General features: G+C 70.6%; 23 protein-coding genes and 2 tRNA genes. 8 read left to right on the top strand and 17 right to left on the bottom strand.

Annotation, left to right across the window (positions count from 1 at the left end):
- The first annotated feature begins 171 nt into the window (after nt 1-171).
- Nucleotides 172-2,142 carry an SGNH/GDSL hydrolase family protein gene (locus PV396_RS21930; RefSeq protein ID WP_319207004.1) on the top strand — a complete coding sequence of 657 codons (1,971 nt, stop codon included), beginning with the start codon at nt 172-174 and terminating at the stop codon, nt 2,140-2,142.
- A gap of 77 nt (nt 2,143-2,219) precedes the next feature.
- On the opposite strand, the gene PV396_RS21935 is transcribed toward PV396_RS21930, so the two are convergent.
- The 7 genes from PV396_RS21935 to PV396_RS21965 all read right to left on the bottom strand — a co-directional run bounded on the left by PV396_RS21935 (nt 2,220) and on the right by PV396_RS21965 (nt 7,425).
- Nucleotides 2,220-2,293: transfer RNA gene (locus tag PV396_RS21935), tRNA-Lys, on the bottom strand.
- Between the two features lie 102 nt (nt 2,294-2,395).
- Nucleotides 2,396-3,160, bottom strand: a complete 765-nt coding sequence (locus PV396_RS21940) for an IclR family transcriptional regulator (RefSeq protein ID WP_319207005.1) — start codon at nt 3,158-3,160, stop codon at nt 2,396-2,398.
- A 201-nt stretch (nt 3,161-3,361) separates the two neighbouring features.
- The gene (ehuA, locus tag PV396_RS21945) at nt 3,362-4,147 is read right to left on the bottom strand and encodes an ectoine/hydroxyectoine ABC transporter ATP-binding protein EhuA (RefSeq protein WP_319207007.1); all 786 of its coding nucleotides are present in this window, start codon (nt 4,145-4,147) and stop codon (nt 3,362-3,364) included.
- On the bottom strand, nt 4,137-4,787 hold the full coding sequence (gene ehuD / locus PV396_RS21950; protein ID WP_319207009.1) for an ectoine/hydroxyectoine ABC transporter permease subunit EhuD: 651 nt from the start codon (nt 4,785-4,787) through the stop codon (nt 4,137-4,139). Before ehuD ends, ehuA begins: the two co-directional genes overlap by 11 nt.
- Nucleotides 4,784-5,452: an ectoine/hydroxyectoine ABC transporter permease subunit EhuC gene (gene ehuC / locus PV396_RS21955; RefSeq protein WP_319207011.1), complete on the bottom strand. Its 669-nt coding sequence runs from the start codon at nt 5,450-5,452 to the stop codon at nt 4,784-4,786. The genes ehuD and ehuC overlap by 4 nt, the downstream gene beginning before the upstream one ends.
- On the bottom strand, nt 5,449-6,378 hold the full coding sequence (gene ehuB / locus PV396_RS21960) for an ectoine/hydroxyectoine ABC transporter substrate-binding protein EhuB (RefSeq protein WP_319207013.1): 930 nt from the start codon (nt 6,376-6,378) through the stop codon (nt 5,449-5,451). The genes ehuC and ehuB overlap by 4 nt, the downstream gene beginning before the upstream one ends.
- Nucleotides 6,379-6,456: 78 nt before the next feature.
- Nucleotides 6,457-7,425, bottom strand: a complete 969-nt coding sequence (locus PV396_RS21965) for a D-2-hydroxyacid dehydrogenase (RefSeq protein ID WP_319207015.1) — start codon at nt 7,423-7,425, stop codon at nt 6,457-6,459.
- 172 nt (nt 7,426-7,597) lie between these two features.
- Between PV396_RS21965 and PV396_RS21970 the strand changes: the two genes are divergently transcribed.
- Both PV396_RS21970 and PV396_RS21975 read left to right on the top strand, forming a co-directional pair.
- Nucleotides 7,598-8,302, top strand: a complete 705-nt coding sequence (locus PV396_RS21970; protein ID WP_319207016.1) for a decarboxylase — start codon at nt 7,598-7,600, stop codon at nt 8,300-8,302.
- A 202-nt stretch (nt 8,303-8,504) separates the two neighbouring features.
- Entirely contained in the window at nt 8,505-9,623 is a 1,119-nt protein-coding gene (locus PV396_RS21975; protein ID WP_319207018.1) for an LLM class flavin-dependent oxidoreductase, read from the top strand.
- 530 nt (nt 9,624-10,153) lie between these two features.
- Here the strand turns inward: PV396_RS21975 and PV396_RS21980 are convergent.
- Nucleotides 10,154-12,082, bottom strand: a complete 1,929-nt coding sequence (locus PV396_RS21980; protein WP_416071453.1) for a putative bifunctional diguanylate cyclase/phosphodiesterase — start codon at nt 12,080-12,082, stop codon at nt 10,154-10,156.
- Nucleotides 12,083-12,532: 450 nt separating this feature from the next.
- Here PV396_RS21980 and PV396_RS21990 point away from each other — a divergent pair, with 450 nt between their 5' ends.
- Complete coding sequence (locus PV396_RS21990; protein ID WP_319207021.1) at nt 12,533-13,975, top strand: M6 family metalloprotease domain-containing protein; 1,443 nt, start codon at nt 12,533-12,535, stop codon at nt 13,973-13,975.
- A 70-nt stretch (nt 13,976-14,045) separates the two neighbouring features.
- Here PV396_RS21990 and PV396_RS21995 read toward each other — a convergent pair.
- From PV396_RS21995 to PV396_RS22025, 7 genes are all read right to left on the bottom strand, one after another.
- A tRNA-Lys gene (locus PV396_RS21995) sits at nt 14,046-14,119 on the bottom strand.
- The gene (locus tag PV396_RS22000; RefSeq protein ID WP_319207023.1) at nt 14,110-14,793 is read right to left on the bottom strand and encodes a hypothetical protein; all 684 of its coding nucleotides are present in this window, start codon (nt 14,791-14,793) and stop codon (nt 14,110-14,112) included. The genes PV396_RS21995 and PV396_RS22000 overlap by 10 nt, the downstream gene beginning before the upstream one ends.
- A gap of 155 nt (nt 14,794-14,948) precedes the next feature.
- Nucleotides 14,949-15,347: a hypothetical protein gene (locus PV396_RS22005; RefSeq protein ID WP_319207025.1), complete on the bottom strand. Its 399-nt coding sequence runs from the start codon at nt 15,345-15,347 to the stop codon at nt 14,949-14,951.
- A 167-nt stretch (nt 15,348-15,514) separates the two neighbouring features.
- Nucleotides 15,515-16,864, bottom strand: a complete 1,350-nt coding sequence (locus tag PV396_RS22010; protein ID WP_319207026.1) for an AAA domain-containing protein — start codon at nt 16,862-16,864, stop codon at nt 15,515-15,517.
- A gap of 196 nt (nt 16,865-17,060) precedes the next feature.
- Nucleotides 17,061-18,680, bottom strand: coding sequence for a hypothetical protein (locus PV396_RS22015; RefSeq protein WP_319207028.1), 1,620 nt, complete (start codon nt 18,678-18,680; stop codon nt 17,061-17,063).
- On the bottom strand, nt 18,671-19,885 hold the full coding sequence (locus tag PV396_RS22020; protein WP_319207030.1) for a hypothetical protein: 1,215 nt from the start codon (nt 19,883-19,885) through the stop codon (nt 18,671-18,673). The genes PV396_RS22015 and PV396_RS22020 overlap by 10 nt, the downstream gene beginning before the upstream one ends.
- Entirely contained in the window at nt 19,836-20,801 is a 966-nt protein-coding gene (locus tag PV396_RS22025) for a phosphatase PAP2 family protein (RefSeq protein ID WP_319207032.1), read from the bottom strand. Before PV396_RS22025 ends, PV396_RS22020 begins: the two co-directional genes overlap by 50 nt.
- Nucleotides 20,802-21,090: 289 nt before the next feature.
- Here PV396_RS22025 and PV396_RS22030 point away from each other — a divergent pair, with 289 nt between their 5' ends.
- Complete coding sequence (locus PV396_RS22030; protein ID WP_319207034.1) at nt 21,091-21,687, top strand: histidine phosphatase family protein; 597 nt, start codon at nt 21,091-21,093, stop codon at nt 21,685-21,687.
- 145 nt (nt 21,688-21,832) lie between these two features.
- On the opposite strand, the gene PV396_RS22035 is transcribed toward PV396_RS22030, so the two are convergent.
- The gene (locus tag PV396_RS22035) at nt 21,833-23,281 is read right to left on the bottom strand and encodes a hypothetical protein (protein ID WP_319207036.1); all 1,449 of its coding nucleotides are present in this window, start codon (nt 23,279-23,281) and stop codon (nt 21,833-21,835) included.
- A gap of 290 nt (nt 23,282-23,571) precedes the next feature.
- Between PV396_RS22035 and PV396_RS22040 the strand changes: the two genes are divergently transcribed.
- Together PV396_RS22040 and PV396_RS22045 are read left to right on the top strand one after the other, a co-directional pair.
- Nucleotides 23,572-24,030, top strand: coding sequence for a hypothetical protein (locus PV396_RS22040; protein WP_319207038.1), 459 nt, complete (start codon nt 23,572-23,574; stop codon nt 24,028-24,030).
- A 64-nt stretch (nt 24,031-24,094) separates the two neighbouring features.
- The gene (locus tag PV396_RS22045) at nt 24,095-24,964 is read left to right on the top strand and encodes a fused MFS/spermidine synthase (protein ID WP_319207040.1); all 870 of its coding nucleotides are present in this window, start codon (nt 24,095-24,097) and stop codon (nt 24,962-24,964) included.
- An 18-nt stretch (nt 24,965-24,982) separates the two neighbouring features.
- On the opposite strand, the gene PV396_RS22050 is transcribed toward PV396_RS22045, so the two are convergent.
- Entirely contained in the window at nt 24,983-25,540 is a 558-nt protein-coding gene (locus PV396_RS22050) for a hypothetical protein (RefSeq protein WP_319207042.1), read from the bottom strand.
- A gap of 120 nt (nt 25,541-25,660) precedes the next feature.
- Between PV396_RS22050 and PV396_RS22055 the strand changes: the two genes are divergently transcribed.
- Nucleotides 25,661-26,365 (top strand): response regulator transcription factor, encoded by a 705-nt coding sequence (locus tag PV396_RS22055; RefSeq protein ID WP_319207045.1) that lies wholly within the window; start codon nt 25,661-25,663, stop codon nt 26,363-26,365.
- Nucleotide 26,366 lies beyond the last annotated feature (1 nt).

Consider the following 26,366-nt stretch of genomic DNA (forward strand, 5'->3'; position numbering starts at 1 on the left):
GCGAGCCGCCCCATGACTCAACGCGATGACTTCCTACTCTGTGTCACGATCGATTTGCAGGGTGAGGCAGTGTGGCTGCTTCGGGTGCGGCCGGACGTAGAGTGCCGACACCTCGACCCGATCTCAGCACCGGGCTGTCGACTGCCCGGACTGAGACAGGGGTCGATGCACATGAGCGACGACGGTGCCGCACCGAACGGCGGCGGCCCGACCGGCGGCGGGTGGGGCGTTCTGATCCGGTGGGGCCCACGGCTGCTGTTCCTCGCGGCCGCCATCGTGCTGACCACCCAGTCGGCCCGTGGGGCGCCGAGGTCGGAGCTGAACTGGGCACTGGGCTTCTTCGCCGCCTGCAGCCTCCTCCTCGCCTGGCGGCAACTGGCACGGGGAAACGATCCGGACGCCGCCGGCAGTCCCGCGCGTCTGCTGATCGGCGCCGGAGCCGTTCTGTGCGCCGGAGGGGCGACGATGCTGATCCTCTCCAGGACGGGCGTGGAGGCGGACACGCTGCCGCTTGTCGGCTCGGTCGTGCTGGTCCTCGGTCTGGGCTGCTTCGTCGAACTGTGGCGACAGCAGGACGACAGGGCACTGCTGCTGCCGGGTGCGCTTCTGCTGGGGATCGTGGGAATCGTCCTGGTCGTGGTCCTTCTCGTGCTGCGCGGGGGCGGGAACGGTCTGTCCACGGGGCTGCTCGTCGCCCTGGGAGTGGCGGTCCTCGTGTGTCTTCCCCTGGGGCTCAATGCCCTGTCCGAGTGGGGCTTGCGTGCGCTGAGCGGACACTGGGCCGAGGAGGGCCGCCGGGGTCCCCTCGTCCTGTCCGGCGGGCTCGCGGGAGCGGTCGTCGTCGCCGGGGCCACCGGCTTTGCCGTGTGGCTGGCGTCCCACGACTGGGTGCTGACAGCGATCCTGGTCGGTTCGGTGCTGGTGCTGCTGGTCGCCATCGTCTCCAACACGCACGCGGACGTAGCCCTCGTACTCGCGGGGCTCTGCCTCATCGCGGCGGCCCCTCCGGAGCAGCCCGCGCCCCCGCCGGGAGGAAACAGGGTGCTGGTCGCGGTCGGCGACTCCTACATGTCGGGGGAAGGCGCGGGCACCTACATCGAGAACACCAACGATGCCGGCGGCGACCACTGCCGCCGGGCGCCGTCCGCGTACGCGGTGAAAATCGCCGCACAGGACTCACGGTTCGACGGCCTCCGGTTCGTCGCCTGTTCCGGCGCCCGGACCTTCCATGTCATCGCCGACGCGGACGACAGGCGCGCTCATCCGCAGAGGGGAGTGCCGGACACCCAGATCGATCAACTGAAGAAAATGGGATCGTCGCTTCACCCCGCCCTCGTCATCGTCTCGATCGGAGGCAACGACGCCGGCTTCTCCACCGTCGGCGAGGCGTGTATCGCACCGGGCCCCTGCGAGACCCAGAAGTCCCTGTTCGAGGGCAACCTGGACAGCGTCAAGGACGCCGTGGCAGCGACGTACCTCTCTCTTCGACGAGCTCTGCCCGCCGACGTGCCGATCGTGGCCGTGCCCTACCCGCAGCCGATCGCCGATGGCGTCAAGTGCAGCGGAGTGGCCCTGACGACGGCCGAGCGCGCTTTCATCCGTGATTTCGTGCACAAGCTCAACATGAAAGTCGAGGAGGCGACACGGGAGGCGCAGGGCATCTTCTATCTGAAGAAGATGGAGGACACGCTCGCCGACCACCATCTCCAGCTGTGCGACAGGAAGAAGAGGGCGGCCGGCGTCAACTTCGTGGGTCTCAAGTCCGTCAACGGAACCTCGGTGCAGCGCTTCAACCCGGCCCACTGGCTCCACAACAGCCTGCACCCGAACGAGCGTGGTCACGAAGCCATGCGTGCGACGTTCGAAGACTGGTTGAAAGAAAAACCGAAGCTCCTGGAAGGAGGGCCGGCAACCGAGAAACCCGACACTTCCCTTCCCGCACCCGAACGCGGGGCAGTGGAGAAGCCCGATCCGCAGTGCCCCCTGGCCCAGATCAACCGCTCGAAATGCCAGTTGGCACTCCGCGACTGGGAAATGCGGCAGATCACCAATCGCTGGCCCGTGCTGCTCGCCGTGCCGCTGCTCCTCCTCGTCGTCTGGGCAGCGGTCATCGCCGGCCTCGCCTGCTGCCGCAGGCAATAGGCGAGGGCGTCTTCCGATGTGACCCCGAAAACCACCAAGGGCACCCTCCTCAGGAGGGTGCCCTTGGCCATACTCTGTGCGCCGCCAGGGACTCGAACCCCGGACCCGCTGATTAAGAGTCAGCTGCTCTAACCAACTGAGCTAGCGGCGCATGACCCTCGCCGACCGCTTTCGCGGTGGGCGACAGAGAAAATACTACCTGGTCCGGGAGGGTGCTCCGGACCAGGTGGCAGGGGCGTCCCCGCGGCCCTCGCTACGCCTGGATCGCCAGCGACAGCAGCACCGGCGCCGCGCTCCGGTTCAGCCGGTCCGCCGCCTGGCGCAGGCGGTGGGCCTGGCGGAGCGGGAGGGAGAGGGCGAGGCAGCCGACGGTCGAGCCGGCCGTGATCGGGACCGCCGCGCAGACCGTGCCGACCGCGTACTCCTGGAGGTCCAGGACCGGCACAGTGGGCGGCTGGGTCTCCAGGCGGGAGAGCAGGAGCCGCTCGCTGGTGATCGTGTGCGAGGTGAGGCGGGCCAGCTTGTGGCGGGCGAGATGGTCGCGGCGGCTGTTGTGGTCGAGCTGACCCAGCAGGCTCTTGCCGATCGCGCTCGCGTGCGCGGCCGAGCGGAAGTCGACCCACTCGTTGACCGCCGGGGTCGCCGCGCTGTCCGCGCACTGGGTGACATGGATCTCGCCGTCGACGTACCGGCTCATGTAGACGGCCGCGCCGACCGAGTCGCGCAGTCGGTCGAGGGTGTGCTGGAGCTGGGCGCGCAGGGCCTGGTCATGGCCGTGCGTGGAGCCGAGACGGCTGAGGGCCGCGCCGGTGACGTACGAGCCGTCGGCGGCCTGTTCGACGTACCCCTCGCGGCGCAGCATGCGCAGGAGTGGGGTGAGCCGGTCCGTGCCGAGGCGGGTCTGACGTGCGATTTCGGCGTCGGTGACACCGGCGGAGTGCCGCGCCACTGTCTCCAGGACGCGCAGGGCGTCCTGGGTCGAGTGGTGCGGCGCGGTCGGCTCGTGCTTGAGAGCCACGGTGTTCCCCCTGGCTTGCTTTTAGCCGTTATCCGGACAGCCAATCCCCTCCACGATAGCTGCCAAGTGGTCCGTATGGAGGGGGCGTTGACGAGATTGCCGCCCGGGGCCCGGCCTCTCAGCAGGGGAACTGTTCATCTGGCATATGCCATCGGCATCAAAAAGATCGCAAGGATCCCCATGACTCTCCCTCTGTCACGGTCAGAGCACCGCACTGAGGAATTCGCGCGTCCTGTCCCGCTCCGGGTCGCCGAAGATCTGCTCCGGCGGACCCGACTCGATCACATGGCCAGAATCGAACATGAGCACTTGGTCGGATATGTCCCGGGCGAAGCCCATCTCATGGGTCACACAGAGCATCGTGATGTCCGTGCTGCGCGCGATGTCCCGCAGCACGTCCAGGACACCCGCGACCAGCTCCGGGTCGAGCGCCGAGGTCACCTCGTCCAGCAGCAGCACCTGCGGGCGCATGGCCAGCGCCCGCGCGATCGCCACCCGCTGCTGCTGCCCGCCCGACAGCCGCGACGGCCGCTCGTCGCACTTGTCCGCGAGGCCCACCAGTTCGAGCAGCTCGCGCCCGCGCGCCTCCGCCTCATCCTTCGGCAGACCGAGGACGGTCACGGGCGCCTCGGTGATGTTGCGCAGCACGCTCATGTTCGGGAAGAGGTTGAAGTGCTGGAACACCATCCCGATCTTCTTGCGCACCTCACGCACCTGCTTCTCGGGCGCCGGGAACAGCGCCTCCCCGTCCACGGTGATCGTGCCCTCGTCGGGCTTGGCCAGGGTCATCAGCAGCCGCAGGATCGTCGTCTTGCCCGACCCGGACGGACCGATGAGCGTGACATGCCGACCCGCCTCCACGGAGAGGCTCAGCCGGTCGAGGACGGTCTGCTCACCGAACCGCTTGGTGACCTGGTCGAGGCGGACCAGCTCGCGGGCGGGGACGGACGCGGGGGTGTCGGAGATCTTCTCGGTTTCAACTGGCAAGGCGTCGCTCCAAAGCTCGTACGAGGAGGGAGGCGGGAAAGGAGATGAGGACGAAGGCGACGCCGATCACGGTCAGCGGCTCGGTGAACTGGAAGTGCTCCTGGGAGAAGAGCCGCGCCTCACCGAGCATCTCCAGCACGGTGATCGTCATCAGTAGCGGCGTGTCCTTGAGCATCGCGATCACGTAGTTGCCGAGCGCCGGTACGACCCGGCGCACCGCCTGCGGCAGGATCACCGCCGTCCAGGTGCGCCGCAGGGGCAGGCTGAGCGCGGTGGCCGCCTCCCACTGGCCCGGCGGCACGCCCTCGATGCCGGCCCGGTAGACCTGCATCGTGTACGTCGAGTAGTGCAGCCCGATCGCGACGACACCGGTGGTCAGCGCGGAGGCGGCGACGCCCCACTCGGGCAGGACATAGAAGAGGAAGAACAACTGCACGAGCAGCGGGGTGTCCCGCACGAACTCCGTGACCACCCCCACCGGCCAGCGCACCCAGCGCGTCGGCGTCCGCATCAGCAGCGCCCAGACCAGCCCCAGCGTGAACGAGATCAGTGATCCGAGGGCCAGGGCCTGGAGGGTGACCAGCAGCCCGTCCCAGAAAGTCGGCAGGAAATCGCGTACGGCGCCCCATTCCCACTTCACGCGGCACCTCCCGCCGGCTGCCCGGCCAACCGTTCCTTCAGCCGCTTCTCCAGGCCACGCATGAGCCGGGCGAGGAGGAAGGCGATCACGAAGTAGATCAGCAGGATGTACGAGTAGATCTCCGCGCTCTCCTGCAACGCGAGCCGTACGAGGTTGCCGCTGAAGGCCAGATCACCCATGCCCATGACGGAGACCAGCGCGGTGCCCTTCAGCAGCTCGATCAGCAGGTTCCCGAAGGAGGGGATCATCTCCGGCACCGCCTGCGGCAGCAGGATCAGCCGCATCCGCTGCCAGGGCGTGAACCCGAGCGCGATCCCGCCCTCCCGCTGCGCCGGCGCGACGGCGTTCAGCGCGCCGCGCACGATCTCCGTGCCGTACGCCCCGTAGGTCAGCCCGAGCGCGAGCGTGCCCGCCCACATCGGCACCAGCTGCCAGCCGAAGGCGGGCGGCAGCACGAAGTACACCCAGAAGATCATCACGAGTGCCGAGGTCCCGCGGAACACCTCGGTGTAGCAGCCCGCGAGGAAGCGCACCCACCGGCTCCGATGGGTCCGCGCGATCCCGACGACGAAGGCGACGACACCGCCCAACAGGGCGCTGAAGAAGAGGAGTTGGACCGTGACCCAGACTCCCCTGAGCACGATTTCCCAGAGTCCGGAGGTCATCCGCCGCACAACTCCTTCGCGGTCAGATCGGTCATCTCGTCCTGGGTGAAGCCGAACGGACGCAGGATGCGGAACACCTCGCCGCTCTTCTTCAGCTTGTGCAACTCGACGTTGAAGGCGTCCCGGAGCCTCGTCTCGGTCATCCGGAACGCGAACGCGCCCCCGTCGACCCGCGGTTTGCCGTCGATGATCGGGGCGAAGGCGTCGGCGGCCTCCGCCTTGCGGGAGTTCTTCGCGACCAGCCGGACGGTGACCGCCGTACCGGAGAACGCGTCGACGCGGCCCGCCTCGACGGCGTTCAGCCCGGCCACCTGGTCGGGCACGATGAGAAGGTCGCTCTCCTTGTAACCGGCTTCGACGGCGTGCTGGATCTGCGCATATCCGGTACCGGTAGCGAGCTTGGCCTTCTTCTCGACGATATCCCGGTAATTGTGAAGATCCTTGGGATTCCCCTTGCGGACAATGAAGGAATCGAGCATCTGGTAGTCGGGATCGGCGAAGATCACCTGTTCACAGCGTTCCGGATTGACATACATACCGGCCGCCACGACATCGAACTGCTGTGAATTCAGCCCGGGTATGAGCGAACCGAACTCGGTGGGCACGGGCTGGAGCCGGTCCACCCCCAGCCGCTTGAAGATGACCCTCGCCAACTCGGGCGCCTCACCGGTCAGTTCACCGTCCTTGTCGATGAACCCCTGGGGAATCTCACCGGCGATACCGAGCCGCACGACACCCTGCGCCCGCAGCCGGTCCAGAAGGTCACCGCCGTCGACCCCGGAGTCGGCGGACACCCGGCTGCACCCGAGAGTGCCCAGGGAGCCGACCGTACCGAGCGCGCCGAGCGCCGCCACCCCCGCGAACAGCGACCGGCGTCTGAGACTTGGCGGTGGGGTTGCTGCGGTTGATGCGATTGATGGAGCCATGGGCGCGCGGCTACCCGAGTACGCACAAGTTATGCGCCAACAAATGGCTGAAGAGTTTCCGGCCCCGGCAGTCGGGTGTCAGTGCCCCGGTACATATCCGCGCTGCTTGTCCACGACATTGGTCAGCGTTTTCCCCGATTCCCACCGCTCGTAGAACTCCACGAACTGGGCACTGAGTTCATCGCGCCAGCCCATCGTGTCGCCGCTCATGTGCGGGGACACGATCAAGCCGGGTACCTCCCACAGGGGGCTGTCCGGCATGAGCGGCTCCTGCTCGAACACATCCAGGGCGGCGCCCGCGATCCACCGCTTCGACAGCGCCTCCGCGAGCGCGTGCTCGTCGACGAGCTGACCCCGGCCCACGTTGACGAAACGGGCCGAGGGCTGCATGACACCGAAGCGGCGCGTGTCGAACATGCGGTGCGTCTCGGCGGTGAGGGGAGCGGCGCAGATCACCCAATCGGCGCGCGCCATCAGCCGGTTGAGGTCGTCCGGCCCGTGGATTCCGGTACGCGGTACCCGCCCGACGATCGCCGTCGTCACCCCAAGTGCCTTCAGATACCGGGCGATCGCCCGCCCGATGGGCCCGGACCCGACCACACACGCCTTCGTCCCGGCGACCCGCTGCGACTCCCGGTGCCGCCACTCGTGCCGCTCCTGGAGATGCAGGGTCCTCGGCAGGTCCTTGGCCATGGCGAGGACGAGGGCGGCGACGTACTCGGCGATGGGCTGGTCGAAGATGCCCCGCGCGTTGGTCACCACGGTGTCGGACGCGACGAGTTCGGGACACATCAGATGGTCGACCCCGGCACTCGCCGTGTGCACCCAGCGAGGACGAGCCCCCTCACCAGGCCAGGCGTCCAGCACAGCGCGCGAGGTGTAGTCCCAGACAAACAGGACGTCGGCGTACGGCAGTCGCGCGGCGAGAGTGGACTCGTCGGCGTGCACGATCCGGGCCCGGCCCGTGAGCCGGCCGAGGCGGGGCGGGGGATCGGCGTCCAGGACGAGGAGTGTGGGGAGCGGGGGCATCGGAGGTGTCGGGGGCATCGGGGCCGTCTCCGATCAAGGACGCGGGAGCGCGGATTGACACGCTCGCACCCGGGCCTCCCTCCGTCAACACGGAGGTAAACGTTCACGACGTGGGCAGCGCAGCGTGAACGGGGTACCCGGGTCGCGGACACGCCGAAAACCGGCAGACAGCAAGAGCGGGAAGGTTGACATGACGGCACTCGGATTCCTCCACCCGGGCCACTCCGCCGAGGACGACTACCAGCGCATCGAACAGCTTCTCGGCACCGATATCCGGCTGGATCTGGAGAAGGGCTCCGCGGACCGCCTCACGGCGGGCGTCGAGGCGCTGCGGTTGTCGGGCGCGGAGGCGGTGGTGTGGGCATCCACCAGCAGCAGCTTCGGTTACGGATGGCAGGGGGCCCACGACCAGGTACGCACCCTCGCCCTGGCCGCGGGCCTGCCGGCGTCGTCGACGTCGTTCGCCTTCGTGCACGCGGTACGGGAGCTCGGGGTGCGAAAGGTGGCGATCGGCGCGACGTACCCGGCGGACGTGGCGGAACGCTTCGCGGAGTTCCTGAGGGCGGCGGGGATCGAGGTGACGGGGGTCCACGCGGCCGGGGTCGCCACCCGGGCGGAGGTGGGGGAGTGGGGCCCACAGGACGTGACCTCGCTGGCCGAGAAGGCATCGGCGACGACCGCGGAGGCACTGCTCCTCCCGGACACGGCACTGCACACGGCGTCCCACATCACCACGCTGGAGAAACACCTGACCAAGCCGGTCCTCACGGCCAACCAGGTCTCGGTCTGGGAGGCGCTGAGGCTGACGACCCGCAAGGTGAACGCCCCATCCCTGGGCACATTGTTCACGAGGGAATCCGTGGTCCAGGCCACTTCCAGCCCATCCGGCGTTTGAGGACGCCAGGCCCCACCCCCAGCCCGTCCGGCGTTTGAGGACGAGGCCGTTCAGGCCGAAGCGGGGGTCTGGGGGCGGCAGCCCCCAGGGATGGGACGGGTAGGGGCGGCGGGGGCGAAACCACTCGGGGAATAAACGGAGCCACCCTCCTGTTCCCCGTCCGGAGGACCCCGCACCGACCCAGTCCCAGGAGGCACCCACAGTGACCGCAGACCCGACGGCAGACCCGACGGCAGACGAGATCCGGGGCAAGACTCAGGGCACAGCCCCAGTCCCCCTCTCCGCCCTCGACCTCGTCACCGTAGGCTCCGGCCACACCGCCACAGACGCCCTGCAAACCAGCGTCGCCCTCTCCCGCCTCACCGAATCCCGCGGCTTCCACCGCTACTGGGTCGCCGAACACCACTCCATGCCCGGCGTGGCCTCCTCCTCACCGGCCGTGATCCTCGCCCACCTGGCCGCCCACACCCACCGCATCCGGCTGGGCTCCGGCGGAGTCATGCTCCCCAACCACGCCCCCCTCGTCATCGCGGAGCAGTTCGGCACCCTCGAGGCGATGGCACCGGGCCGCATCGACCTGGGCCTCGGCAGAGCGCCGGGCACGGACGGGGCGACGGCCGCAGCGCTCCGCCGTACCGAACGCCTCAACGAAGGCGCCGACGACTTCCCCCAGCAACTCGCCGAGCTGACCCGCTTCCTGGACGACGACTTCCCGACCGGCCACCCGTACCACCGCATCCACGCCATCCCCGGCCCGATCCAGTCGACGTCCCCGGGCGGAGTCCAGTCGCCCCACCGCCCGCCCATCTGGCTGCTCGGCTCCTCCGGCTTCAGTGCTCGCCTGGCGGGCGTCCTGGGCCTGCCCTTCGCCTTCGCGCACCACTTCTCCGCGCAGAACACCGTCCCGGCGCTGGACCTCTACCGTCAGTCCTTCCAGCCGTCGGCCGTCCTCGACGCCCCGTACGCCCTGATCGGCGTCTCCGCGCTCGCCACGGACGACGAGAACGAGGCCCGCCGCCAAGTGTTGGCGATGGGCCTCAACATGGCCCGCCTGCGCTCGGGCCGCCCCGGCCTGTTCCCCACCCCGGAGGAGGCGGAGGCATACGAATTCAGCCCGATGGAACGGGAGTTCATCGGCTCATGGATGACAAACATCGTCCACGGCACGGCAGACGAGGTCCGCACGGGCCTGGACGACCTCCAAAAGCGCACGGGAGCAGACGAGTTGATGCTGGTCTCACACGCCCACCGGGGCGACCTGCGCCTACGCTCGTACGAACTCATCGCGGACGCCTACGACTTGCCCAAGACCCCCAACTGACGAAAACACCCACACCTGGACGGGTTCGGGCCTGGGGGCCGGGGCTTCCCGGATCAGGCCGGGCCTGTGCTCCGACAGGGGTCGGGCCTCCGCCTGGTATCGCTGGACGGGGACCGGGCCACGCCCGGGTAGGGACCGGGCCGCCGCCCGGATAAAGCCGGGCCTCCGGCCGAACAGGGACCCAACTCCGCGCCGGCCGGAAACTGCGGGCCGGTGGGGGCTTGTCGCGCCGTTCCCCGCGCCCCTAAAAGCCCGCCCCCCCCGCTGCGTCCCTGGGTGACGCGCTCAGCCTGCGGGCATGCGTGCCGCCTGGGGCGGCACGGGTGGGCGCGGGCGGCACCCCGTACAGGGCCGGGCTGCGCGACCCCACCCGGCTGTTAAGCCGTCAGGTGGCAGGTCTCTGTTGCTGGGGCGTTGCCGAACTCCGGGTCGGCCAGAGACTGAACCTTTGGCCGGCCGGAAACCGAACCCGGGCCAGCCAGGGTCCCAGCCCCCCGGAGACAGACCGGCCCCTCCGGGGCCGAACCACCTCACCCCCGCCGACAAGCACTCCCCCCCATCAGCACCGAGATCCGATCCGCCCCCACCGGCCGTGAGTAAAGCCACCCCTGCCCCGTATCGCACCCGATACGACGCAGACGGCCGGCCTGCGCGGCCGTCTCCACGCACTCCGCGGTGACCGTCAGACCCAGTCGGTGCGCGAGCTGGATCATCGCCTCGACCACGATCTCGTCAGCGGGGTTCGGCGCGACGCCCTCACCCTCGTACTGGAACCCCCGGACGAAAGAACCGTCCAGTTTCAGTACTGACACCGGCAGCCGACTGAGGTAGGCGAGGTTCGAGTACCCCGTGCCGAAGTCGTCGATGGCGATGCGCACGCCCATGTCGCTGAGTGCCTGGAGTGCCTGGAGGGGCCGACCGGCGGAGCCCATGACCGCGGACTCCGTCAGCTCCAGCTGCAGCAGCCGGGCCGGCAGACCGGTCTCCGCGAGGATCTCCGCCACGTCCGCCACCAGGTCCGAGTCCCAGACCTGACGCACGGCCACGTTCACGCTCACGAAGATCGGTGGCTCGTCCGGGCGTTCGAGCTGCCAGCGCCGCGCCTGACGGCAGGCCGTGGCGAGGACCCAGCGCCCCAGCTGCACGATCGAGCCGTCCTCCTCGGCCAGCCCGATGAACCGGTTCGGCGTGAGCGTGCCGAACTGGGGGTGGTGCCAGCGCACCAGCGCCTCGACACCGTGCACCCGACCGTCCTCCATGCCCACCAACGGCTGGTAGTCCAGGGCGAATTCACCCCGCTCGATGGCCGGCCGGAGCGTGGAGGAGAGGGCCTGGCGGGTCATGCGGTGGGCGTTGCGCTCGGGGTCGAAGAGCGTCCACCGGGACTTGCCATCCGCCTTCGCCCAGTACAGCGTCGTGTCCGCGGCCTGCATCAGACCCGTGGGGGTCGTGCCCGCCGCATGCCGCTCCACGACGCCGATGGACGCGGAGACCGACACCCGCTGACCGGCGAGGTCGAAGGGAAGCTGGAGCGACTTCAGTACCGACTCGGCCAGGTCCGCGAGTTGCTCGGTGCCTGTCGAGTCCTCGATGAGCAGCGCGAACTCGTCGCCGCCCAGCCTCGCCACCAGCGGAGCGACCGCGCCGGGGTTCCGCCGCGCCAGACCCGCCTCCTCCGCGCACCGGGTGAGCCGTTCGGCCACGGCGGCGAGCAGCCGGTCGCCGACGCGGTGGCCGAGGGTGTCGTTGACGGCCTTGAAGCCGTCGAGATCGAGGTAGCACAGGCCGATCCGGCCCGTCCCGCTCTGCTCGTACGACTCCGCCTCCAGGGCCGCCGACAGCCGCTCGAAGAACAGTGTGCGGTTGGGTAGCCGGGTCACCGGATCGTGCATCTGCAAGTGCCGCAGCCGCGCCTGGAGTTCACGGCGCGCACTGATGTCGGCCACGGACAACAGGACGCCCTGGCCCCCGAATCCCTCGTCCGACGCGTCCGCCGGCAGCGGAGTGACCGTCACCTGGGCCCAAAGGGAGTGCCCGTCAGGGTGTTTGAGGCGGCGTGTGCAGCGCAGCCGTGTCTGTCGGCCGCGCAGCACCTCGCGATAGGCGTGCCACGCGCGCGTGTCGGACGTCAGGTCCACCAGATCGGCGGCCACCTTTCCACCCGCCACCGCCGGATCGATGCCCAGCAGCGCGCCCAGCGACTCGTTCGCCGCCACGACCAGGCCCTCGCGGTCCACCACGGCCATCGCCAGCGGCGCCGCGGCGAACGCGCCCGGCATCAGGCCCGTACCGACAGCGACCGGGGACGACGTCGACGGCGCGGACGACGACGCGGACGACGACGTGGAAGAGGTGGTGGACGTGGACGAGGACGTGGAGGACGCGCCGGAGTTACTCTCTGTGACGGCCGGCCGGACGTGATCTACCGCGGGCGCCGGCCCTTGGGACGTTCCGCTCACCGCTCGCTCCCGCAGTGCACTCGGTCTTCATGTGGATCCCGTCGGGCGGCCGACCGGGCGGCAAACCGCCGCCCCGGCCCAGTCCGTGCAGGAAAGTGTCAGGGAAGTGCCAGGAAAGTGTGCCGATCATAGAGGCTGGCCGGAAGCCCTTCCAGCCACTGTCCAGTGTCCATGAACGACCGGCACTTCTGACAGATCGTTTCTGCCCGCGCCTGGACGGGTTCCTTCGCTCGCGATCGGTTGTGACGGTCCGTGAGTGTTTCGGGGTGTCGTTCCACAAAGGGTGAGCTCTCGCATGCTTGGCCGCCTAACCACCCGCCCGGGATCGTCGCTGGTCACCGCCTCGATCGCCGCCCAATCACCCTTCTGGTGCAGACAAACAGGGCATTTAAACGCAAGATCACCCAGGCTGGGCTGCGGTATCCCCGAATCCCGCACCCGGAGGTCCGCGTGCCGCGTCAGCTCCCCCTCAAGGGGCTCACCCGTGATGCCCTGACGGGATTCAAGGGGCTCACGTGCGCCGGAGCGTACCCCCGCTTGCGCAGCACGGCCGCCGTACTCACCACCATGACGGCCCTCGCAGCGACCTCCCTCATCGCGGGCCCCTCGGTCGCCGAACCCTTCTCGGCGCAGCCCTGCATCCTCCAGCGCACCGACGCCCATCACTCGGAGGGCCTGGACACCTGGAACGCCGCCTATCCGCGACCGTCCCGCGCCCTCGACGCCGTGATGATCTTCCTCTCCTTCCCGGACGCGCGCCCGCGCAACACCCCCGCCGCACTCACCGCCGACCACTTCCCTGCCACCAGCGACTTCTTCGCCCGTGCCTCGTACGGCAGGTTCACCCTGCGCCCGCACCCCCTCCGGAACTGGATCCGGATGCCGAAGCCGTCCACGCAGTACGTCATACAGCGGGACTGGAGCGCCGCCCACCGCGCCGCCTATCTGGGCGACGCGCTCGCCGCCGCCGACCGCTACGTGGACTTCTCGCGCTACGACATCGTCTACTTCGTGGCCGACCCGGACGCTCCCGGCGTCGACTCCGACGCGACGAAGGTCGTCAACCTCGACGTCCCGCTGCACGCCGACGGCACGGACATCCGCCGGGTCGTCACCGTCTTCGAGAAACACCCCCCGGACCGGCTCGTCCTCGCCCACGAGACGGGCCATGTCTTCGACCTGCCCGATCTCTACCACCGTCCCGTCGACGGAAAGGGTGACTGGGACACATACGTCGGCGACTGGGACCTGATGGGCAGCCAGTTCGGCCTGGCACCGGACCTGTTCGCCTGGCACAAGTGGAAACTCGGGTGGCTGGATCCGCGCCAGGTGGTCTGCGTACGCGGCCGAGGCTCCACCCGGCTGACCCTGGAGTCGCTGGGGGCGCATCCGTCCGCGACGGCGCAAGCGCGTGCGGATGCGGATACCGATGCGGATGCGGATCTGACGAACACGAACATGAACACGAATGCGAATACGAATGCGGATGGTGATGCGGTTACAGGTGTGGGCGGGGCCAGGGGTGCGGGAGCCGGGGCGCCCATCTTCGGGCAGGGGGACGGGGTGAAGCTGGCCGTGGTGCGCACCGGAGCCGACCAGGTGCTCGCCTTCGAGGCGCGGGGTGGGACGGGCAACGACCGCGCGACCTGCAAGCAGGGCGTCCTCGTCTACCGGGTACGCGGCGGGACCCAGTCGGGCGGGGGCCCGGTCGAGGTGATCGACGCCCATCCGCGTACCGAGGCCTGCTGGGAGGACTCCGTCTACCCGCCCCTCGCGGACGCGCCCGTCGCCCTCGGCGAGAGCTTCACGGTGCCCGGCGACGACGTCCGCGTGGAGGTGCAGAGCCGTACGCACTCGGGGGCCTGGACGGTGCAGATCACGGGCGCCGGCTGAGAGGTGTGGCTGGAGGTCCGGAAACGACGTTGGCGAGGCTGTTGGTGAACAGCCTCGCCAATCGACAACGTGCGCCGCCAGGGACTCGAACCCCGGACCCGCTGATTAAGAGTCAGCTGCTCTAACCAACTGAGCTAGCGGCGCCTGCTGACGTCGTAGACCTTAGCACCCTGATCGACGGGAGGAAAAATCGATATCCGCACCCCGCCGGAGACCGCGGCACGGGCCGCTCGTACGGCCGCCCAGAGCAGGATTTCCGGGCCCGGGAGCCACGGATGGCTGGTGTCGGGGGCGACCACCCAGCGCGACTCGGGGCGGGGATCGCCCGGCGCCTCCTCGTGCTCGGCGTCGTCGTTCACCAGGGCCGGGACCGTCACCGCGTCGCCGCGGCCGTGGCAGAAAAGCGGCGGAATCGAGTACCGGCGGCCGACGCGACTCTCACTGTTCTGGCTGTCTTGGCCGTCCTCGCCGATCCGGTCGCCGTGACCGTTCTCGCCGGCCGAGCCCCACTCCTCCCACCGCAGGAGCGACGGCAGCCGCTGGGCCGTACCCAGTGCCGCGAAAAGGAGAATCCGGCCCCGGTAGGCCGCGACCGGGCCCGAGCCGGGCCCGTCGTCCCAGAGGCGGTCGAGCATTCTCCGGCCGAAGACCGCGGGCACGTTGACGACGTCGAACACGGTGCCGCAGGGCAGGACGAGCGGGGCGGTGGGCCGCTCGGCCCAGAGGGAGAGCGTGCTACGCGGATACGTTCCTGCGGAGGCGAGCCAGACGGCGCCCTCCGAGGTGACTCCCGAGACGTCAGAGTGTGTGCTGCTCATGCGTCCAGATCTACCGGCAGTGAGCACCCGGTCTCCGACAGTTGCCGGAAACCGGGACAGGAGGGGGCGAGCTGGAGTACCTTGCCCTCCTGAATATGCCGCACGGACTTTCGATCACGCCCGGGCCGCGCCCCAGGGGACCGGCCCGGACCGGTTCACACCGGGTCGACGTGACCGCGTCCCTGTTCGCCGCCGCCGCCCCCGCTGGCGTTCTCGCCGCCGCCGCGCAGCAGCTCACGGCCGTACTCGACCATCTTCCGGGCGTAGTCCTCGGTCCACTCGGCGCGCTGCGCGATGTCGGCCATGGTCAGCCGGTCGAAGCGGCGCGGGTCGGCCAGCTGGGCCGCCGCCATCGCCTGGTACTCGACCGCGCGGTCCGTCGCCGCACGGAAGGCCTGGGTCAGCTCCGTGGCGCGGGTCAGCAGGGCGCGGGGGTCGTCGATCGACTCCAGGTCGAAGAAGTGCTCGGGGTCGTCGGCCACCTGCGCGGGCTCGAAGAGCAGGGGCGCGGGGCGTAGCCGCGGTTCGTTGCGATGCGGCGTTGGCTCCGCCATGTCTTGTCCTCCTCGTACGGTCCGCACCGTTCGTACGTGCCCTGCACGCCACATGGCATGTACGGCACACGGTCGTATGGCCCAGCCGTCCAGCCGGGCCACCGTCCATTGTCCCCTGCCCGCGCAAGTGGGCCCCGGCTCAGCCGGACAAGCCACCTGAGCTGCGCCTACGGCCGCCAGGCGATCCTGTGTTCGGCGAGATGCGACAGCACCGCGTGGTTGGCCTCCCAGCCGTCCGGGAACTTCACCGTCACTCCCAACTGCACCGGCTCGGTCGACGGATGGTCGTCCAGGAGTTCCGTCACGCCCGCCCGGCACACCACCACGCACGCGTGTCGGTGGCGGGAGGCCAGGACGCAGAGGCGGCCCGTCTCCAGGTGGAAGGCGGTGGCGTCGGGGCGGCCCGAGAGGGGGTGCAGGACCACTGTCACGTCGAACTCCCGTCCCTGGAGCCGGTTCGCCGTGTCCACGGTGACGTCCGTGACCCCCAGTTCGGCGAGCGCCGCCCGGACCGCCGCCGCCTGGTCCCGGTGCGCGGTGCCGACCGCGATCCGGTCGGCCGTGAGCGGCGTCGGCTCGGGCCCGCGCTCCGAGGTGGCCGCGCCGCCCCGGTCCAGCATGCGGCGTACGACCATGGCGACCGCGCGTACCGCCTCCGGGTCCGTACGAGGGGTGCGGCGGGCGGGGAGTTCCAGCAGGCCCCAGCCCGATTCGGCGGCCTCGTCGATCACCCGGTCCGGACCCGAGCCGTCCGACGGGACCGCGAAGGCGAGCCGCCGGTCGCCGTGGCCGGTGCCACTGCGGAACGGGGTGTACGGGTAGAAGGCGGCCGAAACGAGCGGCGCCGCCGAGGCCGGGAGCCGCCAGGACACCGGAAGGCGGTGTTGGGGCAGCTCGGGATTGTGGGCCAGCAATGTCGTGACCGCCGAGGCCGACGGGTCGTACGACAGCCCCGCCCACTGCTCCGCGCCGACGATCGAGAAGGGGTCCAACTGGCCCGGGTCGCCCACGAACAGCGCCCGCTCGAACAGCCCGGCGACGGCGAGCAGCGCGTCCGAGCGCATCTGGTACGCCTCGTCCACGATCGCGTGCCGCCACGGTTCGTCGACCTTGACATGCGCCCACTTCGCGGCCGTGGAGATCACCACGTCCAGGCCCGCGAGCTCGGCGGCCTTCGCGGACTTCCGTACGTTGGGCAGGTCGTCCAGCGCCTTGTCGTACGGGTCGGTGTCGCTGCTGTGCAAGCGGCCCACCGGCAGCTCGGGGTTCTTCTCGGCGAGGCGGACGACGAGGTCGTCGATCTGCGCGTTGGTCTGCGCGATGACCATCAACGGGCGCCCTGCGTCGGCCAGTTCGAGCGCGGCCCGGACGACGAGCGTGGACTTCCCGGCCCCGGGCGGCGAGTCGACGACGACTCCGCGGTGGGTGCCGTGCAGCGTGTCGTGGAGGATCGCGTCCGTGGCCCGGCCGGCGGCGGCACCGGGGTCGAAGGCGGCCGTCCGGGCGTGATCGGTCACTGAGAGTGCCATTCTCGCCACGGATGGTAGCCTCGTGGCGTGTTGAGCGAGAACCAAGCCAGCACAGCAACCTCCAATCTCTGGGGAAACCGGGCTGGTTCCAACCCGGCTGGTGTTGATCGCAGAAGACCCGATCGCTTGCTGAGCGTCCGGGCAGCGTGAGCCAGGAATCCCGCTCGTCCGCGAGGGGGAGGGTTCAAAGCACATCCTCCTCGGTCACCGGGTCGGCCGCCGGCAGGGTCGTCGTCGCTTCCTCGCCCGGCGGCCCGCCGTGGGTCCACGGGGTCTGGTCCGCGTCGGGGAGCTTCGCGCCGCCCCGCTGTTCGTGCTCGAAGAGCGTGAAGCAGATCAGGTCCCCCTTCTCGGGCACCGACCCGGCCTCCGGCTCCTTGCCGCGGCCCATCTTGTCGAGAACGCGCAGGACGATCACCGAATCCTGGGCGCCCGGGCCGTCCCCGTCCTCATGGCCCACGAACTCCGCCGCCTGCGGCTTGCCGCCCAGCGAGCGGTACACCTTCACCCGCTCCCCGAGCTGCGGACGGTCCTCCGTACGGACGGTCACCAGCGGGCGCGGACTCGGCCGCTTGCCCTCGCTGTACGTCATGACGACGTCCACGACCTCACCCACGAACGCCTCCCCGGACAGCCGCCGGCCCGCCATCACCAGCGGGTCGTCCAGGGCTTCCTGGGCCTCCAGCCGGGCCTGTTCACGCTCGCGCGTGGCCAGTTTGTTCGCCGCGGTCACCGCGTCGTCGCGGCGCGGCTGCGGGGGCTCACCCGCCACGACCCGGTCCCGGTGGCCGGTGAACGACCAGCGGTCGCGCGTCCACCGGTCGGCCGCGTGGGCGCCCTCCGGCAGCGCCCGCAGCAGGTCGAGGCCGCGCCACACCGCGTCCCAGGTGGGCCGCGTACGGCTCTCGACGAGTGCGCGGATCTCCCGCTCGGCGGCGGTGAGTTCGCCGAGCCGGTCGTCCGCCGACTCGCCGTCCTCGGCGGCGGCGAGCGCCGTCCGCGCGCGGTTGTAGTTCTCGATCGCGGGGGCGAGCAGCTTGTTGTCGAACGCCGGGTCGGTCGCCGGACCCGCCGGCGGCCACAGCAGCTGCCCCCGCGCGTCCCGCGCCAACTCGGCCCGCAGCGCGGCCTCCGCGCCCGACACGCCGTCCGGCGGGTCGATCCAGGCGAGCAGCGCACCCAGGTGCTGGTCCTCCAGCGTGGACTGCCCGGTGGCCCAGTGCCGCGACAGCACGTCGGTCGCCGCCAGCAGGAGGGCGGACCCGGGGACCCGGGCGCGCTCCCCGTAGTGCGTGAACCAGCGGCCGAGCAACGGCACCCGGGGCGGCGCGGGATGCGGCGTCTCCGGGTCCTGTTCCGCCGTACGCCGAAAACGCATCGAGCGCCCCAGCAGGCGTACGAACTCGATGCCGGCACGGCTCGGGACGATCAACTGGGGTGCGTCCGCGCACAGTTCGACCTCGACCTTGACGCGCTTGCCGGTCTCCGGGTCGACCTCGGTGCGCTCCGCGGCCTCCACGGCGTCGGCGTGGGAGTCGATGAACGGCAGGACGACATCGGCGAGTTCGGCGAGGAACGCGAACCTGAGATCGCGGTCGCGCGGCTGCGGTACGACGAGCAGGCGCGGCGCGTCCCGGTCGTCCCCGACCAGCGCGCCCAGCGGGGCGCCGGCCTCACCGGCGGTGGTGAGCGGTACGAGGACGAGGGGCCGCTCGGACAGATGGCGGTGCCGGACGGTGGCGACGGGCTGGGCACGGCCGGTGCTGACGGCCTCAAGACGGGCGAGGGTGGCGATCAGCGACATACGGCACCCTCCGGCTCCCGCTCGGCCCGCAACTGCGGCTGCGGCGGCGTGACGAATTCGGCGCCGCTCAGCGCCTCCGCGCGCAGGGCCGCCGCTCTCCGCAGGGCGGCGACCGTCGGGTCCTCGGGGTCACCGGACCGCCCGTGGGCCGCCGCCAGGACGTCGTCGACCGTGGTCAGCGCGCCCAGTTCGGCCCGTACGGAACGGCCCAGGGTGGTCACCGCGCCCCGCGCGCGGGAACGCTCGCGGCAGTGGAAGGCGAGCTCGCACGCGGACAGGCACTCCGGCGCGTACTCCGCGGGAACCGACTCGACAGCGGCGGTCAGTTCGGCGGCCGGCAGGTCCGGGGCGAAGCAGGTGCCCTCCGGGAGGGTGTCGGCGATGTCCTCGATCCGCGTCAGCCGGGACAGCTGGCGGCCGGTCACCGCGCGCTGTTTGCGGACATCGACCGCGGACGCGGCCGGGAGGTTGGAGAAGTCCTTGGGGCAGACCAGCAGCACACGGTGGCGCACGGTCGGCACCGGAGCACCGTCCTGGGTGAGCCGGGCGGCGACCTCCTCCAGCGCCAGCACGTACACCGCGGCCTGGCGGGCCGCCGCGCCCACCTTCGCGGGGTCCGCCGAACCGTCCAGCATCGGGAAGGACTTGATCTCCACGACCGACCAGCTGCCGTCCGGGTGCACGACCACCGCGTCCGGCTCCAGGAAGGCCGGGGAGCCCGCCACGTCGAGGGCGAGCATGGGATGGTCGAGGAACGTCCAGCCGCCGTTACCGCTACCGCTGCCCGCCCGCGCCGTGGTGGCGTCGCGCAGGGCCAGCGCCGTCCGCGCCGTACGGCCCTCCGGCCCGGTCGCCGTCAGGTTGGGAACCTCGGCCTCCGTCGGCGCCGGGGCGCCCGGGTCCAGCTTCTCGTGCACCAGTCGCAGCAGCTCCGCGCCGCCGTCGGCCTTGACCCGGGCCTCGAAGGTGTTTCCGCGCGCCAGGGCGAACTGGGACTGTCCGAAGGCGGACGGCGAGCCCAACGCGCTCGCCAGCGTCGCCTTGTTCACTCCCGCGCCGTCCAGGATCGCGCGCCTTCTGCAGCCCGGGTTGGCGGCGAGGGCCGCGAGGGCACGCGCGTCCAGCGCCTTCGGTGGTACGGCGGGACCGCGCAGCTCAGCGAGCCGCTGCCGCAGCGCCGTCCCCCGCGTCCGCGGAAGCGGCACCAGGCTCGGCCCCTGCCCCGGGGCCTGGTCCGAAGACGGACTCGCGCTGCCTTGGAATTCGCTCACGCGGGGCAGTCTGGCATCCACCACTGACAATTGAGGTTTCCGCGTCGGACGAGCGCGTTGCGACGGGTGCGACGCGGGCCGCGATCCACACCTTCGCCCGGTCCGCGTTCCGGATGACGAGCGGTGCCAGCAGCAGCCCGACGCCCATCACGGCGGCGCCCGCCGCCGCGTCGAGGAAGTAGTGGTTGGCGGTGCCCATCACCACGATCGTGGTGATCAACGGATAGGCGACGGCCAGGACCTTGGTGATACGCGAGCCGCCGAAGCGCCACAGCATCACTCCGCACCACAGGGACCAGCCGACGTGCAGGCTCGGCATCGCCGCGTACTGGTTCGTCATCCCGCCGAGCCCCCGCGGGGCGCTGGCCTGCCCGCCCCACCAGCCGTACGAGCTGTACTGGGCCATCGTGTCCACGAAGCCGTGGCCGGCGTCCAGCAGCCGGGGCGGGCAGGTGGGCAACAGGGTGAAGCCGATGAGACCGATGAAGGTCGAGGTCATCAACCAGGTACGGGCCGCCCGGTAGCGGACGGCGTGGGACCGGAAGAGCCAGATCAGGATGGCGGGGGTGACGAGGTAGTGCAGCGACGCGTACCAGAAGTCGGCCGGTATGCCGATCCAGGGTTCACGGGTGAACAGACGGTTGAGCGGGTGCTCCGCGTTCAGCCACAGGGACTTCTCGAACCTGAGGATCGCCAGACCGTGGTCGACGGCGGCCGACTCGTTGCCCCGCACCAGCAGGCGTCCGGCCGAATAGCACCCGTAGACCAGCAGGATCAGCGGCAGCTCGGTCCACCAGCGGAGGCGGGTGGGCGAGGCCGTCTCGGGCCGTGCAGTATCGGTCCGCGGCATCCGATCGTCTCTCCCACTCTCTGTTCCCCGTCCAGCTGCGCCTCCGGCGTCGGTGGCCTGTGGTTCGTCCGATTTTACGGTGTACGTGGACGCCCCGTGCGGCGCCCCTGTCACACAGGACGCAAAGATCGGCCCCCAGGTTGCCTCCGGACAGCGTGCGCGATGATGGAGGGGTTCCGCCTCGGTTTTCCGCCATTCGCTACCACTGATTCGCTTGACCGCCCCCTTTCATCCACCTTTCGCGGCATTCGGCACGCTTACCCTCTCAGTTCCCCCGGAAGGGCTCCTCATGGCATCGCGCATCCTGCTGGCCCGGCACGGACAGACGGAGTGGTCACTGTCCGGCAAGCACACCGGCAGGACCGACATCCCCCTCCTGGATGAGGGGCGACGCGGCGCCAAGCTGCTCGGCGAACGGTTGCACCGGCCGCCCTTCGAGGGCCTCGCGGAGGCCGAGGTGCGCACGAGCCCGCTGGCACGCGCGCGTGAGACGTGCGAGATCGCCGGGTTCGGCGAGCGCGCGACCGAGTGGGACACGCTGATGGAGTGGGACTACGGGGCGTACGAGGGCATGACCCCGGCGGAGATCCAGGCCGTGCGCCCCGGGTGGCTGATCTGGCGGGACGGGGTGCCGGGGGGCGAGACCCTGGAGGCGGTCACCGCGCGCGCGGACGAGGTGGTCGCGTGGGCACGCTCGGAGGACCGCGACGTGCTGGTGTTTGCACACGGCCACATCCTGCGCGCGATAGGCGCCCGCTGGCTGGGCCTCCCCCTGGACTTCGCCTCCCGCATCAGACTGAACCCGACATCCCTGTCAGTACTGGGCTGGGCCTACAACGCCCCAGCAATAGAAACCTGGAACGACACGGGCCACCTGACGGCTTAGCGCACAGTTTTTCAGGGGCGCGGGGAACTGCGCGGCAAACCCCCACCGGCCTGCAGTCAGGGACGCAGGGGGGCGGGCTTCCAGGGGCGCGGGGAACTGCGCAAATCAGCCCAGCCCCCGTCGGGGCCACCCCGGGAACGACACCTCAAGCCGTGCGCCGCACACTCGCATGGCGCTCAAGAAACGCCGAAACCCCCCCAGCCCGCCGGTGAGGCAACAGCACCCGCGCAGTCGCCGCCAACATCGTCTGAATCCGCGACGACTGAACCTCGTCCAACAGATCCAGCACCCGCATACCCGCCGTCGCCGCCTCATCGGGATGCCCCCCACGAGCCAGGTCGTCGGTGAGTTCGGCCGTGTAGAGCGCGATGTTCCGGGTGAAGTGCGGGTTCTGGAGATGCGCCGCACGCCGCGCGTGCCGAGCCGCCCGGGACCAGTCGCCCAGCGTCGACCAGCACTGCGCCTCCAGCCCCTCCAGCTCGGCCTCGCCGTAGAAGCTCATCCACTCCGGGTCGGCCTCCGAGGAGCCGCGCCCGTACAACGCCTGGGCCCGCGCCAGTGCCTGTTCGCAGCCGGCGCGGTCGGCGAGCCCCGCCCAGCCGCCCGCCTCGCGCAGCGCGAGCAGCGACATCAGACGGGGCGAGCCCAGTGGCCGGGCCACCCGCTGCGCGGCCTGCGCCGCTCTGACCGCCTCGCGCGGGCGACCCGCGTCGCGCGCGAGGAACGCCGTGTTGCAGAAGGCGTGGGCCTCCAGGGCGGCGTCCCCGGACATCCGGGCGGTCGCCAGCGCCTCCGCGTAGTGCGAGCGCGCGTCGTCGAAACGGCCCGAGTCGTGCGCCAGCCAGCCGACGGAGATGGCGAGCTCACCCGCGCCCGCGTGCAGCCGGTCGGCGGTGGCCTGCCGTACCGCGCCCGCGTCGAGCAGTTCGTAGGCGGCCCGCAGCGGGGCGGCAGCCCGCCGGTAGAGACCGTCGGCGCCGTGGCGGTCGTCGAGCAGTCTGATACGGCGTACGGCCTCTTCCAGGGCGCCCGCCTCACCGGCTCCGACGCGGCGCGTGGGACGGTCCGCGGCGGATGCCTCGTAGGCGAGCCCGAAGGGGCTCAGTGAGGCGGCTGCCACAGTGGCACCGCCCGTCATGAATGCGCGACGCAGCACGTCGCTCTCCTCGTAGTTGTCGTGCGTTTCGTACGGGTCCTGCGCGTCCTGCGTGTCATACGGCTCGTACGCCCCCGGCGTCTCACCGGTGCCGGGCGCGGGGATCGCGCAGTACCCGGGGAGCGCGTCCTCCGATTCGCGCGCCCCGCGTCCACGTACCGACGCGCGGGGCGCGAACCCCAGGTCGGCCAGGCTCCGGCCGGGGAACATATGCAGGAACACACGCTCGTACGCGTAGTTGGGACAGCGGATCTCACCCGCCTCGACCCGACCGACGTAACGAGCGTCACAGCTGACCCGCTCCCCGATCTCGCGGGCGGCCCGCCGTACCGCCGCGGCGAACTCGCCCGGAGAGCGCTGCCCGCGCAACTGCCGAAAGGCGAGGTTCGGCCGTGGCGGCCGGGGGGACTGCGACGAGGTCACCGCTGACGACGTCATGGCCGGGCCCTCTCTGCGAACCGTCGAACCGTGCCGGAATCCTGACGAGTTGGAAGAGTTGGAACAGTTATCCATCGGACGTCCTGTTTCCGGCGGGCAAGAACGTACCCGCTGTGCACGGTTCGCCATGCGGGGTTTGGCTACAAAGCGGATATCTCATCCACGATCTGCCATGAACTGCCATCCTTTGCGGCGGTCTTGTGCCGTAGCCGTTGACGTCCCGACGCGTTGAACCCGATGGACCGGGAGCCACCCGAACTCCCGACCCGCTCGTTTGCAGGAGGGGTTCCGTGGTGGAGGCCGGGATGGAGATCAGTCAGAGCGCCGATCCTTGTGCGTCGTTCGTGGGGCGTACATCAATCGCGTTGCCCGCATCGTCCGCGTCAAACGCGGCGTCCAACTGTGACTTGGTGACGGTGCCGGCGCGGCAGGGCCTGGAGGCGGTCGACATCCTGCGCCGGGGCGCGGGCGACGCGGTCGGCCCCGTACTGCACGACGACGGCTGCGACACCCTCGGATTCCTCGTCCCGCCCGGCACCGCCGCGGCCTGGGACGTGCCGGGCAGCACCTGTACGGAGACCAACGGACGTGGACTGAGCCTCGCGGCCCCCGATCCCGAGCCGCCCGTCGCGGGCTCGGACTGGCTCCTCCCGCCCAGGGACGCGGATCTGGCCACCGACCCGGCGGTGCTCCGCGCGGCCCTCGGTGAGGCGGCCCGGCTCATCGAGGCGGCCGACAACCGCCGCTGACCTGGCACGACCGTCGTACGGTCGCCATGGAGCCGGGGCGTTCACGCACCCCGATAATGGGGTAATGGGAAAGTCCAGAAACGCGCGGCGTGGACAGTCGGCCGCCGATGCCGTTGTCGAGACGGTGGACGGCGGGCTCGCCGAACTGATCCCCGACCGGGACCGGGCGCGCGCCTGGACACTGCTCATCGACGGCGCCCCGCAGTCCCACGTCGACCTCGACGACCCGGCGTACCTCTCCTTCGAGTACCAGCGTCGCCTCGGTCATGTGATCGACCTCGTCGCCCCGCCCGGCAAGCCCGTGCAGGTCGTGCACCTCGGCGGCGGCGCCCTCACCCTCGCGCGGTACGTCGCCGCGACCCGTCCCCGGTCCACCCAGCAGGCGGTGGAACGGGACGCGGCCCTCGTCCAACTGGTCCGGCGCGAGCTCCCCCTGGACCCCAACGCCCGTATCCGGGTGCGCTCCACCGACGCCCGCGAGGGACTCGCGAAGATCCCCGACGGCTGGGCCGACCTCGTCATCGCGGACGTGTTCAGCGGGGCGCGCACCCCGGCCCATCTGACGTCGGTCGAGTTCCTGACGGACGTGCGCAGGGTCGTGAACGACGCCGGCTGTTACGCCGCCAACCTCGCCGACGGGCCGCCGCTCGCACATCTGCGCGGTCAGATCGCCACCGCGGGCGCCGTCTTCCCCGAGCTGGCCCTGATCGCCGACCCGACGGTGCTGCGGGGGAAACGGTTCGGCAACGCGGTGCTCGTCGGCTCCGCCCACCCGCTGCCCATCGCCGAGCTGACCCGCCGTACCGCCTCCGATCCGCACCCCGCCCGCCTCGAACACGGGCGCGCCCTCGCCGACTTCACCGGCGGAGCGGTCCCGGTCATGGACGCGGCGGCGGTCGCCTCACCGGCCCCGCCACCGTCGGTTTTCCGCTGACGTCGGCAACCGGTCGGTTCAGTAGGTGAGGACCTGCACATGCGGCGGGCCGTCGTGCCAGGTGCAGAACACCGTCACGCGGTCCGCGCCCGCGGCGAACTCCACCCGGATCCACGTCTCGGTCTTCCACACCTGCATCGACCACCCCGCTCCGGGCGTCGCGGACACCAGCGTCGCGTAGTCCGCACCGAGGTCGAAGACGGCACGCCCGCCTTCGGTGTCGAACGCCTTCACCGTGGACGAGGAGTTGGCGGGCGTCGCACTCGCTGAGGGCGTGGGCGTGGGTGTCGGACGCGGAGTCGCATGCGGAGTCGGTGTCTGAGTCCCGCGGGTGGGCTCCGGGCTCGAAGTCGTGGGCGTCGGCTGCGACGTCCGTTCGCTCGGCTTCCGCGCGGCCGGCTCCTGCCCGGCCGACTCGTGTTCCTGCCGGGCCGTGTCGGCCGCCGTGATGGGGAGCGCGCGGGGCGGGTCGTACGCCGTTCCCGCCATCACCGTGTGCACACCCCACCACGTCATCGTGGCCGCCGCACCCGTGGCCAGCGTCCACGCCAGAAGGTGTACGAGTCCTCTGCGCATCGCCGGTCATACTGCCTCACCCGCCCCAGCGGTGTCGCCCGTAACCGACCGGGAGCGGTCGCCGTGGAGTTATCCACAGGCGCCGGACCCGGCCCGTCGGATTGGCGTACGGTGCGGCGCATGGCAAGTGTGCTCGTGGTCGAGGACGACCAGTTCGTGCGCTCCGCCCTCATCCGGCATCTGACCGATGCCGCGCACCTCGTGCGCAGTGTCGGCACCGCCCTTGAGGCGCTGCGCGAGGTCGCCCACTTCCGTTTCGACGTGGTGATCCTGGATCTCGGTCTGCCCGACCTCGACGGGTCCGAGGCCCTCAAGATGCTGCGCGGGATCACGGACGTCCCCGTGATCGTCGCCACCGCGCGCGACGAGGAGAAGGAAATCGTCCGGCTGCTGAACGCGGGCGCGGACGACTACCTCACCAAACCGTTCTCGGTCGAACACCTGTCGGCGCGTATGGCCGCCGTACTGCGTCGGGCCCGCACGACGCCCGAGGACACCTCGCCGTCCACGGTCATCCGCGTCGGCGGCCTCGCCATCGACCCGCTGCGCCGGCAGGCCGAACTGGACGGTGTACGACTTGACCTGACCCGCCGCGAGTTCGACCTGCTCGCCTTTCTCGCCGGCCGGCCTGGTGTCGTCGTCTCGCGCAAGGAACTGCTCGCGGAGGTGTGGCAGCTGTCGTACGGGGACGATCAGACCATCGACGTCCATCTGTCGTGGCTGCGGCGGAAGTTGGGCGAGACAGCGGCCAACCCCCGTTACCTGCACACCCTGCGGGGCGTCGGCGTGAAACTGACGCCGCCCGGAGTGGAGCCGCCGCTATGAG

Source organism: Streptomyces sp. ME02-8801-2C, assembly GCF_033793965.1.
Lineage (GTDB): Bacteria > Actinomycetota > Actinomycetes > Streptomycetales > Streptomycetaceae > Streptomyces.

Bases quoted from the DNA above. Each gene is read 5' to 3' on its own strand.
- PV396_RS21930 (WP_319207004.1), top strand. From the start codon at position 172: ATGAGCGACGACGGTGCCGCACCGAACGGCGGCGGCCCGACCGGCGGC.
- ehuC (WP_319207011.1), bottom strand. From the start codon at position 5,452: ATGACCTCCGGACTCTGGGAAATCGTGCTCAGGGGAGTCTGGGTCACG.
- ehuB (WP_319207013.1), bottom strand. From the start codon at position 6,378: ATGGCTCCATCAATCGCATCAACCGCAGCAACCCCACCGCCAAGTCTC.
- PV396_RS21965 (WP_319207015.1), bottom strand. From the start codon at position 7,425: ATGCCCCCGACACCTCCGATGCCCCCGCTCCCCACACTCCTCGTCCTG.
- PV396_RS21970 (WP_319207016.1), top strand. From the start codon at position 7,598: ATGACGGCACTCGGATTCCTCCACCCGGGCCACTCCGCCGAGGACGAC.
- PV396_RS22000 (WP_319207023.1), bottom strand. From the start codon at position 14,793: ATGAGCAGCACACACTCTGACGTCTCGGGAGTCACCTCGGAGGGCGCC.
- PV396_RS22005 (WP_319207025.1), bottom strand. From the start codon at position 15,347: ATGGCGGAGCCAACGCCGCATCGCAACGAACCGCGGCTACGCCCCGCG.
- PV396_RS22015 (WP_319207028.1), bottom strand. From the start codon at position 18,680: ATGTCGCTGATCGCCACCCTCGCCCGTCTTGAGGCCGTCAGCACCGGC.
- PV396_RS22025 (WP_319207032.1), bottom strand. From the start codon at position 20,801: ATGCCGCGGACCGATACTGCACGGCCCGAGACGGCCTCGCCCACCCGC.
- PV396_RS22030 (WP_319207034.1), top strand. From the start codon at position 21,091: ATGGCATCGCGCATCCTGCTGGCCCGGCACGGACAGACGGAGTGGTCA.
- PV396_RS22035 (WP_319207036.1), bottom strand. From the start codon at position 23,281: ATGACGTCGTCAGCGGTGACCTCGTCGCAGTCCCCCCGGCCGCCACGG.
- PV396_RS22045 (WP_319207040.1), top strand. From the start codon at position 24,095: ATGGGAAAGTCCAGAAACGCGCGGCGTGGACAGTCGGCCGCCGATGCC.
- PV396_RS22050 (WP_319207042.1), bottom strand. From the start codon at position 25,540: ATGCGCAGAGGACTCGTACACCTTCTGGCGTGGACGCTGGCCACGGGT.
- PV396_RS22055 (WP_319207045.1), top strand. From the start codon at position 25,661: ATGGCAAGTGTGCTCGTGGTCGAGGACGACCAGTTCGTGCGCTCCGCC.